The organism is Paenibacillus sp. JNUCC-31, assembly GCF_014844075.1.
Lineage (GTDB): Bacteria > Bacillota > Bacilli > Paenibacillales > Paenibacillaceae > Paenibacillus.
The window spans coordinates 5,620,159-5,634,695 of the sequence record NZ_CP062165.1; the positions used below are offsets into that span (position 1 = coordinate 5,620,159).

The 14,537-nt window shown below is 45.7% G+C and carries 17 protein-coding genes; 11 read left to right on the top strand and 6 right to left on the bottom strand.

Annotated elements, in window-relative coordinates:
* Positions 1 to 60: 60 nt before the first annotated feature.
* Genes JNUCC31_RS24575 through JNUCC31_RS24595 form a run of 5 tightly spaced genes read left to right on the top strand, consistent with a single transcriptional unit; the run spans position 61 to position 4,876 of the window.
* A complete protein-coding gene (locus tag JNUCC31_RS24575) occupies positions 61 to 1,008 on the top strand; it encodes an aldolase (protein ID WP_192265620.1) in 948 nt (315 codons plus the stop codon).
* On the top strand, positions 1,005 to 1,304 hold the full coding sequence (locus JNUCC31_RS24580; RefSeq protein WP_192265622.1) for a lasso peptide biosynthesis PqqD family chaperone: 300 nt from the start codon (positions 1,005 to 1,007) through the stop codon (positions 1,302 to 1,304). The genes JNUCC31_RS24575 and JNUCC31_RS24580 overlap by 4 nt, the downstream gene beginning before the upstream one ends.
* Before the next feature lie 4 nt (positions 1,305 to 1,308).
* A complete protein-coding gene (locus tag JNUCC31_RS24585; protein ID WP_062320027.1) occupies positions 1,309 to 1,791 on the top strand; it encodes a lasso peptide biosynthesis B2 protein in 483 nt (160 codons plus the stop codon).
* 46 nt (positions 1,792 to 1,837) lie between these two features.
* The gene (locus JNUCC31_RS24590; RefSeq protein WP_192265624.1) at positions 1,838 to 2,977 is read left to right on the top strand and encodes a nucleotidyltransferase domain-containing protein; all 1,140 of its coding nucleotides are present in this window, start codon (positions 1,838 to 1,840) and stop codon (positions 2,975 to 2,977) included.
* 3 nt (positions 2,978 to 2,980) lie between these two features.
* On the top strand, positions 2,981 to 4,876 hold the full coding sequence (locus JNUCC31_RS24595) for an ABC transporter ATP-binding protein (protein ID WP_228469228.1): 1,896 nt from the start codon (positions 2,981 to 2,983) through the stop codon (positions 4,874 to 4,876).
* Positions 4,877 to 4,995: 119 nt separating this feature from the next.
* On the opposite strand, the gene cysC is transcribed toward JNUCC31_RS24595, so the two are convergent.
* Positions 4,996 to 5,634, bottom strand: a complete 639-nt coding sequence (gene cysC / locus JNUCC31_RS24600; RefSeq protein ID WP_192265627.1) for an adenylyl-sulfate kinase — start codon at positions 5,632 to 5,634, stop codon at positions 4,996 to 4,998.
* 148 nt (positions 5,635 to 5,782) lie between these two features.
* Between cysC and JNUCC31_RS24605 the strand changes: the two genes are divergently transcribed.
* Positions 5,783 to 6,181 (top strand): hypothetical protein, encoded by a 399-nt coding sequence (locus JNUCC31_RS24605; RefSeq protein ID WP_192265629.1) that lies wholly within the window; start codon positions 5,783 to 5,785, stop codon positions 6,179 to 6,181.
* A 154-nt stretch (positions 6,182 to 6,335) separates the two neighbouring features.
* Complete coding sequence (gene pdaA / locus JNUCC31_RS24610) at positions 6,336 to 7,115, top strand: delta-lactam-biosynthetic de-N-acetylase (protein WP_192265632.1); 780 nt, start codon at positions 6,336 to 6,338, stop codon at positions 7,113 to 7,115.
* Between the two features lie 135 nt (positions 7,116 to 7,250).
* On the opposite strand, the gene JNUCC31_RS24615 is transcribed toward pdaA, so the two are convergent.
* A complete protein-coding gene (locus JNUCC31_RS24615) occupies positions 7,251 to 8,099 on the bottom strand; it encodes a DegV family protein (protein WP_192265634.1) in 849 nt (282 codons plus the stop codon).
* A gap of 37 nt (positions 8,100 to 8,136) precedes the next feature.
* Positions 8,137 to 8,607, bottom strand: a complete 471-nt coding sequence (locus JNUCC31_RS24620; protein ID WP_192265636.1) for a hypothetical protein — start codon at positions 8,605 to 8,607, stop codon at positions 8,137 to 8,139.
* Positions 8,608 to 8,883: 276 nt separating this feature from the next.
* On the opposite strand from JNUCC31_RS24620, the gene JNUCC31_RS24625 reads away from it, so the two are divergent.
* Positions 8,884 to 9,270 carry a DUF423 domain-containing protein gene (locus JNUCC31_RS24625; protein ID WP_192265638.1) on the top strand — a complete coding sequence of 129 codons (387 nt, stop codon included), beginning with the start codon at positions 8,884 to 8,886 and terminating at the stop codon, positions 9,268 to 9,270.
* 137 nt (positions 9,271 to 9,407) lie between these two features.
* On the opposite strand, the gene JNUCC31_RS24630 is transcribed toward JNUCC31_RS24625, so the two are convergent.
* Entirely contained in the window at positions 9,408 to 9,986 is a 579-nt protein-coding gene (locus JNUCC31_RS24630; protein ID WP_192265640.1) for a hypothetical protein, read from the bottom strand.
* 230 nt (positions 9,987 to 10,216) lie between these two features.
* Here JNUCC31_RS24630 and JNUCC31_RS24635 point away from each other — a divergent pair, with 230 nt between their 5' ends.
* Positions 10,217 to 10,519 carry a YunC family protein gene (locus JNUCC31_RS24635; RefSeq protein ID WP_017689545.1) on the top strand — a complete coding sequence of 101 codons (303 nt, stop codon included), beginning with the start codon at positions 10,217 to 10,219 and terminating at the stop codon, positions 10,517 to 10,519.
* A gap of 123 nt (positions 10,520 to 10,642) precedes the next feature.
* On the opposite strand, the gene mtnA is transcribed toward JNUCC31_RS24635, so the two are convergent.
* Both mtnA and mtnK read right to left on the bottom strand, forming a co-directional pair.
* Positions 10,643 to 11,716: an S-methyl-5-thioribose-1-phosphate isomerase gene (gene mtnA / locus JNUCC31_RS24640; RefSeq protein ID WP_192265642.1), complete on the bottom strand. Its 1,074-nt coding sequence runs from the start codon at positions 11,714 to 11,716 to the stop codon at positions 10,643 to 10,645.
* A 45-nt stretch (positions 11,717 to 11,761) separates the two neighbouring features.
* On the bottom strand, positions 11,762 to 12,979 hold the full coding sequence (mtnK, locus tag JNUCC31_RS24645; protein WP_192265645.1) for an S-methyl-5-thioribose kinase: 1,218 nt from the start codon (positions 12,977 to 12,979) through the stop codon (positions 11,762 to 11,764).
* Positions 12,980 to 13,278: 299 nt separating this feature from the next.
* Here mtnK and JNUCC31_RS24650 point away from each other — a divergent pair, with 299 nt between their 5' ends.
* Together JNUCC31_RS24650 and JNUCC31_RS24655 are read left to right on the top strand one after the other, a co-directional pair.
* The gene (locus JNUCC31_RS24650) at positions 13,279 to 13,740 is read left to right on the top strand and encodes a Dps family protein (RefSeq protein ID WP_095359041.1); all 462 of its coding nucleotides are present in this window, start codon (positions 13,279 to 13,281) and stop codon (positions 13,738 to 13,740) included.
* Between the two features lie 127 nt (positions 13,741 to 13,867).
* A complete protein-coding gene (locus JNUCC31_RS24655) occupies positions 13,868 to 14,443 on the top strand; it encodes a DUF1802 family protein (protein ID WP_192265647.1) in 576 nt (191 codons plus the stop codon).
* Positions 14,444 to 14,537 lie beyond the last annotated feature (94 nt).

The window sequence follows — 14,537 nt, forward strand, 5'->3', positions numbered from 1 at the left end:
GCAAGATGAATATAAGGGCTTTTTTATTTACATGAAGAATTGCAAAGGAGGAGTCATTCATTGTTGCCTGTGCAGTATGAAGCTTATGGCTTGCGTTGGCTGAGCCAATTTCCATTGCCCGAACTCCAAATCGTGCAGGGAAGTACAGAATCAGATGCTGCCACTGTTGATGTACACATCCAGATAGCTGATTTAACATCACGTTGGAACGAGTGGGACGTGGGGAAAGACAACTTTGTAGCCCGGGATGGAAGTCTTTTTTTTCGAATTGAGGATATCGGTCTTTTTTTTATGGAACAGGGAAATAGAATCATAGTATCTCCTGAACCGGGAGCTGACAATAAAAAGGTACGATTATTTATTCTGGGCACATGTATGGCCGTCATTATGATGCAACGCAGCATTTTGCCTCTACATGGAAGCGCAGTAGTGATTGATGGCTGGGCATATGCATTTGTAGGACATTCCGGTGCAGGCAAATCCACATTGTCCGCAGCACTTGCTTCGCGTGGTTATCCGCTCTTGACGGATGATGTTGTGGCACTGACGTGGGATGCAGGCGGTAGAGCGATTGTATCGCCCGGGTATCCGCAGCAAAAGTTGTGGCAGCCCAGCCTGGACGGATTCGGCATGAAGGAACAGGATTATGCAACCGTGCATGCGGAGATTACGAAATACGCGATTCCGGTCCAGCACTATTTTCATGATAGATCTGTTCCGCTTGCTGCTGTATTTGAGCTTGATCCAAAGCCTGAGGACGTACAAATACCCGTTCAATTGATGGAAGTTGCCGGATTGGAACGCTTGCATATGCTTTGTTCTCATACCTTCCGTAGTGGGCTTGTCTCCAGACAAGGTCTGGCGCAGTGGTTATTTGAGACGGTTTCACGTTTGTCCGCAAGTATCGAAGTCTTCAGAATCACGAGATCAGGACCTGATTTTACTGCATTTGAGATGGCAGACCGGATTATCGATCATGTACGTAAAGGAGTGTATACAGGACAATGACAACAACTAAACCAATGAATGGCGAAGATCGTGTAATGCGCAAGGAAGGCAACCTGGTCAGTGATATGGGCGGAGAGAAAGTCATGATGAGCATTCATACCGGAAAGTACTATAACCTGGGCAGCACCGGTGGACGCATCTGGGATCTGTTGAGTGAGGAGCAAACTTTGGCTGAGTTGGTAGAGGTGTTAGCCTCTGAATATGATATTGAACCAGCAGTTTGCCAGGATCAGGTTGTTCAATTTCTTGAGCATCTGACGCAAGAAGGTTTAATTGAAGTTACCCGCGGAGAATAGAGTCATGTTACGTAAAATAAAAGCTTATTTCTCGTTGCCACGTGAAATTCGTGGATTGGTGTGGGAGGCTTACATCCATCTTGGATGGGCACGAATCCTGAAGGCGATGCCCTTTGCCAAGATTGCTCCAGGTTTGGGTACACCAATGTACGAAACGCCGATGAGTGGACTTCAAAGAAATGAAGTGAAGACGATACGAAATATTTCCAAAGCCATACTGGTAGCCAGCAAATACACATTATGGGAAAGCCGTTGTCTGGTGATGGCTATTGCTGCGATGAAGATGCTGGAACGTCGTAAAATTGACAGTACTCTATATATGGGAACTGCACGGAATGAAACTGGACAAATGATGGCTCATGCCTGGCTGCGAAGTGGGAAATTGATCGTGACCGGAGCTGATACTATGGACCAATATACGGTTGTCGGCGTGTTTGGCAAGCGGTGTCCTGAGAAGGGATCTGGGGAGATTGTCTATGACACATGAACGTGAATACTATACAACCAATTTTCCGCAGGAGCTTAAGTTAATATTGAGCATAATTAGAGGTGAACTCACAGATCTAGCCTCTGAGGATGTCAAAACGCGACTGCAGGCAACAGACTGGCAGCTCTTTTTGCGGCTTGTCTATCATCATCGACTGTACTCTGTTCTCTATCTGAAAATAAAAGATTGGAATTCAGCGATCATTCCCGCTTTTGTTGTGGAAATCCTGAGGCATCAATATACGGCGAATACATTCCGCATGTTACATCTGACTGCCGAGATGGAGCAGGTTTGTGGTGCATTCCGCGAACGAGGCATTCGCAATATTACGCTCAAAGGACCTGCACTGGCTCATGATCTATACGGGGATATCTCATTGCGGACATCGAAAGATCTGGATATTCTCATTCCTTTTAATGACGTGGAGTCCGCTGAAGAGATCCTTGAATCACTTGGTTATGAATCGAAGGAAGGCAAACGAACACCCACTGTATCCAGCTGGAAATGGCGGGAACATCACATTTGTTACAAACATCCGGTCAAAAGAACCCAAGTAGAGATTCATTGGCGGCTTAACCCGGATTCCGGAAGGGAAACCGATTTTGAAGTATTGTGGAAACGAAGCCGATTCAGTACCTATACCCAAACGCCTGTCCGTATGCTGGAAAGAGAAGATCTGTGGGCATACTTGGTGACGCATGGCGCAAGACATGGATGGTTCAGGCTGCGCTGGTTACTGGACATTGATCAGATGATTCGCAGCATGCCCCTGGACGTGAACAAAGTGGAACAGCGCCTGAAAGCAGAAGGACGGTTACCCATCGGTTCACAGGCTCTTCGTCTTGCCTCGGTATTGCTGAACACCCCTCTGGATGCCAATGATCTTGCTTTGTTGTCTTCTCACGAACGTGCGGGAGAGAAATTAGCCAGACGCGGCGTATTGTTCATGAATGAGATGATTGAAAGTCCGGCCGATGTGAAGAGTTATCGTTCCTATTTGTTTGCACTGCGCAGCACAAGGCAGAAACTCTTTTTCTTTATAGAACGGTTATATCCAAGTACCTGGGATGTAGATCAATTGCCGCTTCCACGTTCATTGCATTTTCTGTATTTTCCGTTACGTCCGTTTCTCTGGTTCTGGCGGCGAATAAAAAGGAACACGATGACGGAGAGGGGACAAGGATAACGCATGATTTCGGAACTTCAATTTTTTATGCGGAAGCTGCATCGGGTAACGGGTCCAGTGTTATATTGGAACCTTCTAGGCATGATCTGCATCAGTCTTATGGAGGGAATCGGCATTTATATGCTCGTTCCAATGTTAAGTCTCATTGGTGTTTTTGAGATGGGTTCTACAAGTTTGCACTTACCCTGGGTTTCAGAACTATTACATCGTTTTCCCGAAAACGGTAGACTGTTGTTAGTGCTGCTGACCTTTGTAGTCATTGTCTCCGGACAGGCGTGGCTTCAACGCCTTCAGACAATTCGAAACACTCGGATCCAGCAGCAATTTGTTCGAACGTTACGCATGGAAACCTACCGAGCCATCATTATGGCGCAGTGGTCTTTTTTTCTCCAAAAACGAAAATCCGACTTTAATCATATATTAACAACCGAGCTTGCACGAGTTAGTCAGGGAACAAACATTTTGCTGCAAATGGCGGCTTCCTTGATCTTCACAGGCATTCAAATTGGTCTGGCTTTCTGGTTGTCTGCCAAGTTAACCACTCTTGTACTGGTCTGCGGGTTGGTATTGTTTATTTTCCTGAGAAAGTTTGTGAGACGGGCAAAACAAATCGGGGATCAGACGTCCGAATATTCCCAAAGTTACTATAATGGCATTACCGAGCACTTTAACGGTATCAAGGATATCAAAAGTAACATGCTCGAAAAATCACATATTAGCTGGTTTGAGCGAATTTGTGGGCGGATTGAACGTAACGTGATACAGTTCAGCCAGTTAAACAGTGGTACACAGCTGATTCACCGGGTATCGGCTGCTGTCATTATTGCCGCTTTTATCTACTTATCCCTGCATGTGCTCGCTGTTCCTCCGGCAAGTTTGTTGCTCATTATCCTTATTTTTTCCCGATTGTGGCCACGATTTACGTCCATTCAATCCAATCTGGAGTATATGAGTTCCATGTTGCCCGCGTTTCGGATTGTGAGGCAGCTGCAAATGGAGACTGAGAAAAGCCGTGAAATTGGTGGTATTGCCGCTGCTTCTGGTGAAATAAAGGATCAGGACTTGACGGTACCTGATTCTCGTACATTCAGAAATAAGGCTAATAGAGAGTTGAATGGACAGGATGAGGCTCGCCCATTTAAACCGCTGGTTCTTAAGGAATCTATTGAGTGCCAACGTGTCAATTATCGATACGAAGGCAGTGAAACCTATTCGTTGCGCGAAGTATATGCATCCATCCCTGCGAAAGGCATGACAGCCATTGTAGGTAAGTCCGGTGCCGGAAAGAGTACGATGATCGATCTGATTATGGGACTTGTTCGTCCAGAGAGTGGACAGATTTTAATTGATGGGGTGCCTTTGACTGAAGATAGATTGCTTGCCTGGAGAAGTTCAATCGGTTATGTCTCTCAAGATCCCTTTCTGTTTCATACAAGCATACGTGAAAATTTGCGCCTGGTGGATCCGGATGCCAGTGAAGAGCAGATGTGGCAGGCATTACAGTTTTCTTCCTCTGCAACGTTTGTCCGCAAGCTGCCACAAGGACTGGATACCATGATTGGTGATCGGGGAATCCGGCTATCTGGAGGGGAACGTCAGCGTTTGGTGCTTGCCCGTGCCATGCTTCGAAATCCTTCTGTACTCGTATTGGATGAAGCGACGAGTGCCCTGGACAGTGAGAACGAACAGCACATCCAGGAGGCCTTGGAGCGTCTGAAAGGGCAAGTAACCATTATTGTCATAGCCCATCGACTCTCAACCATTCGTACAGCCGACTGGGTGATTGTTCTGGATGAAGGGCGGGTTATTCAACAAGGGGAATATCAGCAGTTGGCCACAGATCCGGTAGGAACCTTCAGCAAACTGTTGAATATGCAGGCGGAGGTAGTAGGGCAGTAAAACATCACCGTTAATCCGGGATTGTAAACTGCATTGCACCAATGAAAAAGGCGCACCATTGAGGCTGCGCCTTTTATGTCTCTTTTTAGTAACAGGGATCCATATTCTTAACCAACGATTTAATGAACCATTTCATTACTGACAGGATTCGTTAGTTTAAGGGCCCCGATCCGTTCCAGATGCTGCACGATTTCATGTACAGCTTCATCAATGGACAACTTCTCGGTATCGATGATAAGTGAAGGGTCCTCCGGAATGTCATAGGGAGCAGATATTCCTGTGAAATGCGGAATGTCACCGCTGCGGGCTTTTTTGTAAAGACCTTTTGGATCCCGCCGCTCACACTCTTCAATGGAGCAACGAACATAGATTTCAATGAAATCATCCGCTTCAAAGAGTTGTTTAACCATCTCCCGATCCTGTGCATGAGGTGAGATAAAGGCAGAAAGAACAAATAACCCGGCATCCACCATCAACTTGGATACTTCACCGATCCGGCGCAGATTTTCTTGCCGATCCTCTGCTGTGAAGCCAAGATCCCGATTCAGTCCATGTCGTACGTTATCCCCATCAAGGACATAACCATGAACTCCTTTTTCGTACAGGTACTGCTCCAGAGCAAATGCCAGAGAGGATTTTCCTGCACCAGATAACCCGGTGAACCATAACGCACGACTTCGATGTCCGTTATGGTTCTCCCGATCCTGTCTGTTTAAGCTGGATTGCTGCCAGGTAATGTTACGTTCTTCCTTCGACATGGATACCCGCCTCTTCCTACTCATATTATGTATAATATTTTAACATATTTACAATATTATAGCACCTTGTGATTTTGAAGAATTTTAGCGTGAGTCATCGACATTTCGGGTATAGATGTAGTACATACATAGCAGGAGGAAGACCAACATGAACGATAACATACACAACATACAGGTTTATTTCCAGTGCGCGGATTGCGATGAGGACATCCGGGCGAGCTTTGCTGAAGAGCAAGTGAGTGCGGTTCGTTGCTCCGGATGTGGCAGGGCATATACATTGATGAAGCCTACCATTGGTGATGAGATCTTGCTGGATTGGGAGCAGGAAGCCTTGTACCATAAACTGCGGGCAGATCGATCTGAACACGATAACCATAACATGTCTGCCCTGATTATTAAGGTTATTGAACTGCTTACCTGGCGTGATAGCGGAGACGGGCAGACCCGAGCCATTGAAATGGTTAGAGAGTGGCTCGCTTCCAGCGGGAAACCACAGACATTACTTGAATTGTTTCATCATCCTGAACGAGACCATAAGCGGTTTTAAATGAATAAATAGGGAGTGGGCGCCCACGGTTCTTGATGTGGATTGATTTGTGTTTCAAAATTACATACATTAGCTGTTCCTGTGGCATATTATCTGAAGGTGTTCGTGATGGAAACGACAAACCGAAATTTTCAGGAACAGGAGCGGATAAGCCATGAAGCGAATGGTTCTTTACATGTTGCTGGCGATATTGACTTTCGGTATATTACCAGCACAGACTGAAGCATCGCCAATAAACGGAGCGTATCACTTTGGCTTCAAAAAAAGTCAAAACGGCCAGTTGCCTTCCATTGACCAGGAAGGGTTTAAACAGATTTTACAAAATAATGATGCCATCTTCCTGGGGGATACAAAACAGAAAGAATTGTACCTTACGTTTGATAACGGTTATGAGAACGGGTTTACCCCGGCCATTCTGGATGTTCTGCGTGACAAGAAAGTACCAGCTGCTTTTTTTGTTACCGGACATTATCTGAAGGATCAGCCCGAACTGGTAAAACGAATGGCAGCAGAAGGGCATATTGTCGGTAACCATTCCTGGAGTCATCCCGATATGACCCGGGTATCCAATGAGAAATTGAGAACGGAGCTTGATCAGGTTCGGTCAGAGGTCAATCGGTTGACGGGTCAGCAAGCGACTTTTTTGCGGCCACCACGCGGAATTTTCAATAACCGTACGCTCGCGGAGAGCCACGCCCAGGGTTATGTCAATGTATTCTGGTCCGTTGCCTATAAAGACTGGGATACCAAAGTGCAAAAAGGGGCAGACTACGCGCGTCAGCAAGTTTTGAAACAGCTGCATCCGGGTGCAGTCATCCTGCTTCATTCTGTGTCGAAAGACAATACGGAGGCTCTGGGCTCCATTATTGATGAGGCTCGCAAACAAGGATATGCGTTCAAAAACTTGAATGATCTAAAAACAAAAAGTTACTAATGTTCTGTTAAAAATATAAAAAAGGGTATCCTGGGCTTTTGTAGCCCGGGATGCCCTTTTGCAGGTTTCTTGCATGTACAGAAAGTGTCATTCAGAAACTTAGGGGAAACTTGCTGTGTTCTTGAGAAACGTATTTTATAGTAGAGTGTTATAAATGATACCGATGGTTTTGGGACCACAGTGACTGCATATTACGCAACCGGCTGTAGTTAACTCCACCCGTGCTCCTGTATGCTCCTGCAGTGACTTCTGTAAACCAAGCGCATCTTCCTCTGCCATGGTATGGACGACAATAACGAGATCGGGATCGATTTGCTCCTTGTGGCTAAGTGTGTTTAGGAGCATTTGTTCGAGTGCTTTTTCACGTTTGCCACGGACTTTGTACGCAGGTGACATTTTGCCATCAGCTACCCGAATGACCGGCCTTATTTTCAGCAGGCTGCCAATGAGGTTTTGCATACCAGAGCAGCGTCCGCCCTTGTGCAGATACTCCAGTGTGTCGATGACAAATTCAGTTCGGACATTTGGTTTAATCGCTTCAACGAGATGGGTGATCTCCCTGAGACTCTGTCCTTTTTCTGCTGCATGTACAGCTTTCATTACCATCAAAGCAATTCCGGAAGACAGATTCAGAGAATCCACGACAGAAATGCGGCCTTCCGGAAATTCAGAACTGGCCAATCTTGCATTTTGGTAAGTTGACGAAAGTTCAGAAGACAAGCTGATATATAAAATATCAAGTCCTTGTTCTATGTAAGGTTGAAATGCTGTCATGAAATCAGCAGGTGAAGGTGCTGCCGTTTTGGGAAGACGCCCATCCCTGCTTACACGTTCATAGAGCTGCTCTGGCTTGATTTCAGCACCGTCCTTCAGTGATTCCTCACCAAACACGACATATAAAGGGATGATACCAATATCGTGCTGCTGGATCCATGCTGGGGCCAGATCACTTGTGCTGTCCGTGAAAATTTTGATTCGTGACATGTCATTCTCCTTTGGATACGAAAATTTGTATAAGCTTTTATATCATGTAGATGCCTGCAATAACAAGTCCTGCAAAGGCCAGAATCATGATCCCACTAAGCATCGTTCCGATAATGGCAAAGACCTTCTTCCGGTTTTTCAAAACAAGACCGATCACGCCTAGTATGAGTCCGGCCAGGTTAAGCACGAGACATACAAGAATGGAGAGTGAAGCCAGAACGACTGCTGGATGCAGCGCAATTTCTTCCACCTGAATCGGTGTGGTTACAACGCCAATGGCGTTGTTTATAGCCAATGTGGCAATAAAGATAGTTAATATGTAGCCAATGATCGAAACCAATCCAATCACAAAGCTTGCAATGCCAGGGCCGGAATGCTTCAGTTGATCCAAGGAACGATCTTCCGGAGTGGGTGGATAAGGCGTAAAGGAATGGTTGGGATCAGAATGATCCGGGCCCGAGCCCGAGGGATAAGAATTATTGTTATTCTGGTTATGATGATTATCCATAAATGTTTTTCCCCCCCTTAATCGTCGTTATGAATGTAATTAACCCAATCGGGATGTTGTGATTCTCATCAGAGAATGAAGACACACCTTTTTACTTTTCCATAATTATCGATAAAAATCAAGGTTTTACGCCAGTTTTCACCGAATTCGTAGAAAAAATGAACTGAGTATATATAAGCTGACATATGCTTGCTCTCACACACGGAAGCTCGCTGGTAAACACGGCAAGGATTCGCTAAAATAATAGTGAGAGATTGAATTGAGGGAGAGAAGCACATGCAACGGAAATGGATGATGTTTGGTGCGGTACTGACAATGCTGTCTGTCGCTATAGGTGCATTTGGTGCACATATGCTCAAGGATAAAATTGGAGCAGATGCCATAGCAGTGTATGAAACTGGAGTACAGTATCACATGATACATGCAATCGCACTGCTCATTATTGGTCTGACCGCCGGTCAGCTGGGACCGTCCGCCAAGCTTAAATGGGCAGCGCGCCTACTGTTCGTCGGAATTATCATCTTCTCGGGCAGTCTGTATGTACTGAGTATTTCAGGTATTAAAACGTTGGGAGCAATCACACCAATCGGCGGGGTAGCCTTTATTGTCGGATGGTTGTTATTGGCAATGGACGTATGGCAACGGGGCAAAGATCGCTCCTGATCATCTCCAATGCCTATGTACCTGTAGAATTTGTAAATGTGCCAGTTAGTTGTTACAAGAATGAGCATCAGAAAAAGCAACTTGCGTGGGAAATGTGTGAAATTCCCTCGTAAGTTGCTTTTAGATTAAATGCTCATTTAGAGAAACTCATCAATTTCATTGGTTCGGAACGAATATACTTGTTTTTCGTCCACATGGTAGACGCTCACAATACTGTTTTCCCGATCAAAATTCAAAATGCGACAGGGAATGCTCTGATGTTTGCCGTTCTTGTTGTTCACAACAATCCGCGTAAGCCGGTTCTCTTTGATAAGGGTATCAATCCACACGTCGAATGAATTTCCGCTGGTAGTGTTGAGTGCTTCAAGTGAAGTTGTTTTCTGGGAAGCAGGTGTTTCTGTCTGGTTCTGCGGTGCGACTGGATCAGTTGAAGCCGTCGCTTGTGTTGGAGAAGACGTCTTCTGTTCTTCAGTGGCTTGTGATTTTTTTCGTCCTTTATGAAGTGAGGCAAAGGCGTCCTTCTTGGACTGGAGTGTCACTTCGATAATTTTGCCAAGCTCTATGCCCGATTGAATCCGAAAGTCTGCAATTTGTTCCTCTTTGTTAATGAACTCCAACAGGGACTGCAGTGCCAATGCATTCGAGCGGCTCTTAATAAGAATATCGACATTAAATAAAAAGCCGATTTCTTCTTTGTTGGATATGGTTTCTTTCATTCATCCCAGCCCCGTTAAAAGATATGTCAGCTTATAAAACGCTTCAATACACTATATCATTAAAATGCCAATAATCATAGTGCTGGAGACATAGAAAATGGATTGCCGAATCGGTGACTTGAAGCAAAATATAAGCATTTCCTTCCATTTTCCGCAGGTGTCCACACGACAATCTGGAATGAGGCATACAATTATCGTGACCTGTGAAAGAGGAGGTGTATCGGGGAATTATGGTGACGATGGAGCCGATTGTGGTTGGAGAGCATGTCTTGGTCGGGGTAGAAGTGAAGCTGCCCAAAACGACATTACTGACGATTAATACATCCAAAGGATATATCATGTGCGGAGCACTGGATGTGGGATTACTTAATGAGAAGCTTGGGGATCGCAAAATTATTGCAGCTCGGGCGGTTGGCGTGCGCACATTGGAACAGCTGCTGCATGCACCTATGGAGTCGGTAACAACAGAAGCCGAAGCGATGGGTATTACAGTTGGCATGACGGGTGTAGAAGCATTACTCAAGATGATCTAATCCTTGAATAATTGATGATGAAAAGGGCTCTCCCATTGGGAAGCCCTATTTAACTTTCATTACATAAAATGAAATCTAACCATACAAACGTACTTCACCCTTGAGTACTTTTGCTTTCGCAAATTAAGCTTCATCCTTGGCGAACAAGGCAGCCAGATTCTCTTGGAAAGGAGCTCGAACGACCCCTTTTTCCGTAATAATGGCCGTTACATATTCATTAGGAGTGACGTCAAATGCCGGGTTGAATACTTTCACACCTTGCGGAGCAGTACGTTTGCCAAATCCTTCGGTTACTTCTTCCGCAGCACGTTCCTCAATCGGAATGAGATCTCCGGATGGCGTAGACAAATCAATGGTTGACAGTGGGCTGGCTACATAGAACGGGATGTTGTGCGCTTTGGCAAGGACCGCTACGCTGTATGTTCCGATTTTGTTAGCTACATCCCCATTGGCTGCGACGCGGTCTGTACCGACGATAACGGCCTGAATCCAGCCTTTGGACATGACCATGCCTGCCATGTTGTCACAGATCAGAGTGACGTCAATGCCGGCTTGCTGGAGTTCGAAGGCCGTAAGGCGTGCGCCCTGAAGAACAGGACGCGTTTCGTCTGCAAAAACTTTAAGGTTGATGCCGCGCTCATGAGCGAGGTACATCGGTGCAGTCGCCGTTCCGTATTTCGCCGTTGCAAGTCCGCCTGCATTACAGTGCGTAAGCACACCCATTCCGTCTGTGAAAAAAGGAAGAGCGTTTTCACCAATCAAGCGGCAAACCTCTTCGTCTTCTTTTTGAATCAAGAGAGCTTCCGCTTCAAGAGCGGCAGTGCTTTCTTCGATGCTAGTACTGGATTCAGCGAGGTCACTTGCTTTTTGCATCATGCGATCCAGCGCCCAGAATAGGTTCACTGCTGTGGGACGGGAAGTGGCAAGATGAGCACAGGTGGATTTTACATGATCCAACCAGCCTGGTATGGAAAGTCCGTCATATGACTTGGCACCTAGTACGACGCCGAAAGCAGCAGCAATTCCGATGGCGGGAGCGCCACGTACTTTCATGGAGTGGATGGATTCCCAAACTTCCTCGGGCGTATACAGTTTCAGCATCAGAATCGTTTCAGGCAGCAGACGCTGGTCAAGCATTTCGAGCTTGTCCTTTTTCCATATAAGGGAGGACAGAGGCTGATGTTCAGGGGTTGTCATGGATGTTCCTCCGTTCCTAGAGTTAAGCTTTATGAGTTCTTTAAATTAGACTTTGATGGTAGTAACCGCAGTAGCTACAGTATCGAGAAGTTCACCAATCGTATTCAGATTGCGATTACGCTTGATAAGTGCTTTACCGATCGCCAGCGCTTTGCGCTGAGCACGTTCACGTTCTGTTGCATCTTCAATCGTATCAATATCTGCGACATGCGCGAGTCCGACAATACGGCGAACCATTTTGGCGCCAGCAAAGCCAGCAGAATCTCTGAATAATTGTTGTACATAAAGGTCTTCGTACCCAGGCGCTTTAGCCATAGGATCAACCAGGTCGGAAGTCCACAGACCACGGAAGCGGGATTCGAATTCAGTCCATACGTCACGAACCATATCCAGCAAAATCGTTTCCCGCTCACGAAGAGCCGTCTGATCCTGAATGCGACCTGGCAAGGAAGCGTAATGGAGAAGTAGGTTAGCAAGCACAGCGCCTACATCGAATCCCATCGGGCCATAGTAGGCAAATTCGGGATCGATCACCTTTGTGGATTTAGGAGTAACAAAAATACTGCCGGTATGCAGATCACCATGAAGCAGAGCTTGACCGTGAGTTAGAAATTTCTCGCGCAGCAAGGCGACTTGAAGATGGAGTTCCCCATCCGTGCGAAGTGCTTCAGCTTCGTCTTCAATGGAAGCCTCATAATTATTTTTCTCCGCAATTCGATAGGGTTCATCAAAGATCAAATCTTCGGTTATTTTACATTGATCCGGGTTAATAAATCTTCCTTGTTTTTCCTTTTTTAGTTGCTGATTCATGCCAAGGTCTGATGTGAAAAATAACGTTCTTGCCATGAACTCCCCAATATGTTGTGCAAAAAGAGGATAGGTCTCACCATCAATAAGACCTTTGCGCATAATCACATGATCGCTCAAATCTTCCATCACAGTTAACGCAAGATCGTCATCATAATGGTATACTTCAGGCACCATTCCCGGACATAGACGATACTCCTCCTGTAGGATTTCCCGTTCGATTCTGGCACGTACCAGAGACAGAGGCCAAGATTCTCCGACCACTTTCGCATAAGGAAGCGCCTGTTTGATAATGATACTTTTATCGGAGTTCTGATCCGTGATATGGAAGACCAAATTCAGATTGCCGTCGCCAATCTCACGACATGCGAGATTTGCATCTGCCGCAAATGGACCCGGTAATGTTTTGGCCAGTTCGATTGCTTCCTGGGGGGTTAAAGGGTGATATTGGGACAAAGGATGCCACCTCCATATATATGAAGAAACAGGAATACCCACTTCTTTGCTTGGTATATGTCAGTATATCGGAAATAGTTGTGGAATTGTACCCTTTTTTTGAGACAGTCTATACGGGACTTGTTTCGAACATCCGGTGTACGGGTAAAAACAAATAGGCCGGACGGTTGACAGAAATACCGCCGACAAGGCTCTCCACCATCAGGTGGTGCCGAAATGTTAAATCTCTGTCATTTACAGCAGGATAACCTGCTTATAGTGAATGTCAGACTAATTTATAATAAAAGGATGGGATTAAGATGGCTACAAAAAACAAAACAGATCAAGCAAAATCGGTGGAACAAGTACTTAATCGTCAGGTAGCAAACCTGAACGTCCTGTATGTTAAAATCCATAACTATCACTGGTATGTAAAAGGACCTAACTTTTTCACACTGCACGTGAAATTCGAAGAATTCTACAATGAAGTGACTGTACAAATGGATGAGATCGCTGAGCGTATTCTTACCCTCAAAGGCAGCCCTGCGGCTACAATGAAAGAGTATCTTGAATTGTCATCCATTCAGGAAGCAGCAGGTGGCGAAGACGCAAAAACAATGGTGCAGAATCTGATCGAGGACTTTGCTACATTGTCGAATGAGTATCAGGAGGGTATTGAAGTAGCAGAAGCTGCGGAAGACCAACCAACATCCGATATGCTAACAGGCTTCAAAGCTGATCTTGAGAAACATATGTGGATGCTTCGCTCTTTCCTGGGCTAATACCAGCTTTACCAGCCGTTTAGTTCGTCGCCTTGCAAATATAGATTTGCTATTATCCCTTTCACATTGTCAGGATATCGTCAAGCGTCTATACTGCTGACAAGACTGATTTCGGGAGGATAACTTTATGATAGGCACAACGATACCGGCATTAAAAGAATGGGCCTCCGCAATCCGTGCATTGGAAACGGGTCGCCAGATTATGGTGATGCGCAAAGGCGGGATTGTGGAGGAAACCAAACGTTTTGAGTTGAAAAGTCCAGCGTTCTACCTGTATCCGACTTATGAACATCAGCGTAAAGAACTGATAAAGTCTTCTGATCATTCCTTTGTTGAGGAATCACTGGCCGAATGGGTGCCTGAAGCTTCGACGATCCGACTCACAGCATATGCGGAAGTGATACAGGATTTGGAGATCAGAGATCAGGAGATGCTGGATCGACTTCTTGACTTTCATATGTGGACCGCGGATTTTGCTGAAGACCGCCTAAAGTGGAAACGCAAAGATCCACTCCACGTATTGATACTCCGAGTGTACCGTTTGAAGGAACCGATGGAGATTCCCGTATTATCTGAATACAACGGATGCCGTTCCTGGATTTCCATTCCGAATGGTCCGGTGCCGCGCGAAATGACGCCGGTGGTGGACGTTGCGGATTTTGACGAACAGGTACAGAAGATTAACGAGACGCTCAAAATGTAATGTTATTTATCGAAAGGACTTGTCCATGATATGGATAGGTCCTTTTTCGGTGGAGAGGAGCAGATTTGATAAAAGATTGAATCCCTGTGATTTT

What these genes read in the sequence shown, in the direction of transcription:
- JNUCC31_RS24595 (WP_228469228.1), top strand. Translation starts at nt 2,981, where the DNA reads ATGATTTCGGAACTTCAATTTTTTATGCGGAAGCTGCATCGGGTAACG.
- JNUCC31_RS24630 (WP_192265640.1), bottom strand. Translation starts at nt 9,986, where the DNA reads ATGAAAGAAACCATATCCAACAAAGAAGAAATCGGCTTTTTATTTAAT.
- JNUCC31_RS24585 (WP_062320027.1), top strand. Translation starts at nt 1,309, where the DNA reads ATGTTACGTAAAATAAAAGCTTATTTCTCGTTGCCACGTGAAATTCGT.
- JNUCC31_RS24615 (WP_192265634.1), bottom strand. Translation starts at nt 8,099, where the DNA reads ATGTCACGAATCAAAATTTTCACGGACAGCACAAGTGATCTGGCCCCA.
- JNUCC31_RS24625 (WP_192265638.1), top strand. Translation starts at nt 8,884, where the DNA reads ATGCAACGGAAATGGATGATGTTTGGTGCGGTACTGACAATGCTGTCT.
- cysC (WP_192265627.1), bottom strand. Translation starts at nt 5,634, where the DNA reads ATGTCGAAGGAAGAACGTAACATTACCTGGCAGCAATCCAGCTTAAAC.
- JNUCC31_RS24635 (WP_017689545.1), top strand. Translation starts at nt 10,217, where the DNA reads ATGGTGACGATGGAGCCGATTGTGGTTGGAGAGCATGTCTTGGTCGGG.
- JNUCC31_RS24605 (WP_192265629.1), top strand. Translation starts at nt 5,783, where the DNA reads ATGAACGATAACATACACAACATACAGGTTTATTTCCAGTGCGCGGAT.
- pdaA (WP_192265632.1), top strand. Translation starts at nt 6,336, where the DNA reads ATGAAGCGAATGGTTCTTTACATGTTGCTGGCGATATTGACTTTCGGT.
- JNUCC31_RS24650 (WP_095359041.1), top strand. Translation starts at nt 13,279, where the DNA reads ATGGCTACAAAAAACAAAACAGATCAAGCAAAATCGGTGGAACAAGTA.
- JNUCC31_RS24620 (WP_192265636.1), bottom strand. Translation starts at nt 8,607, where the DNA reads ATGGATAATCATCATAACCAGAATAACAATAATTCTTATCCCTCGGGC.
- JNUCC31_RS24580 (WP_192265622.1), top strand. Translation starts at nt 1,005, where the DNA reads ATGACAACAACTAAACCAATGAATGGCGAAGATCGTGTAATGCGCAAG.
- JNUCC31_RS24655 (WP_192265647.1), top strand. Translation starts at nt 13,868, where the DNA reads ATGATAGGCACAACGATACCGGCATTAAAAGAATGGGCCTCCGCAATC.
- mtnA (WP_192265642.1), bottom strand. Translation starts at nt 11,716, where the DNA reads ATGACAACCCCTGAACATCAGCCTCTGTCCTCCCTTATATGGAAAAAG.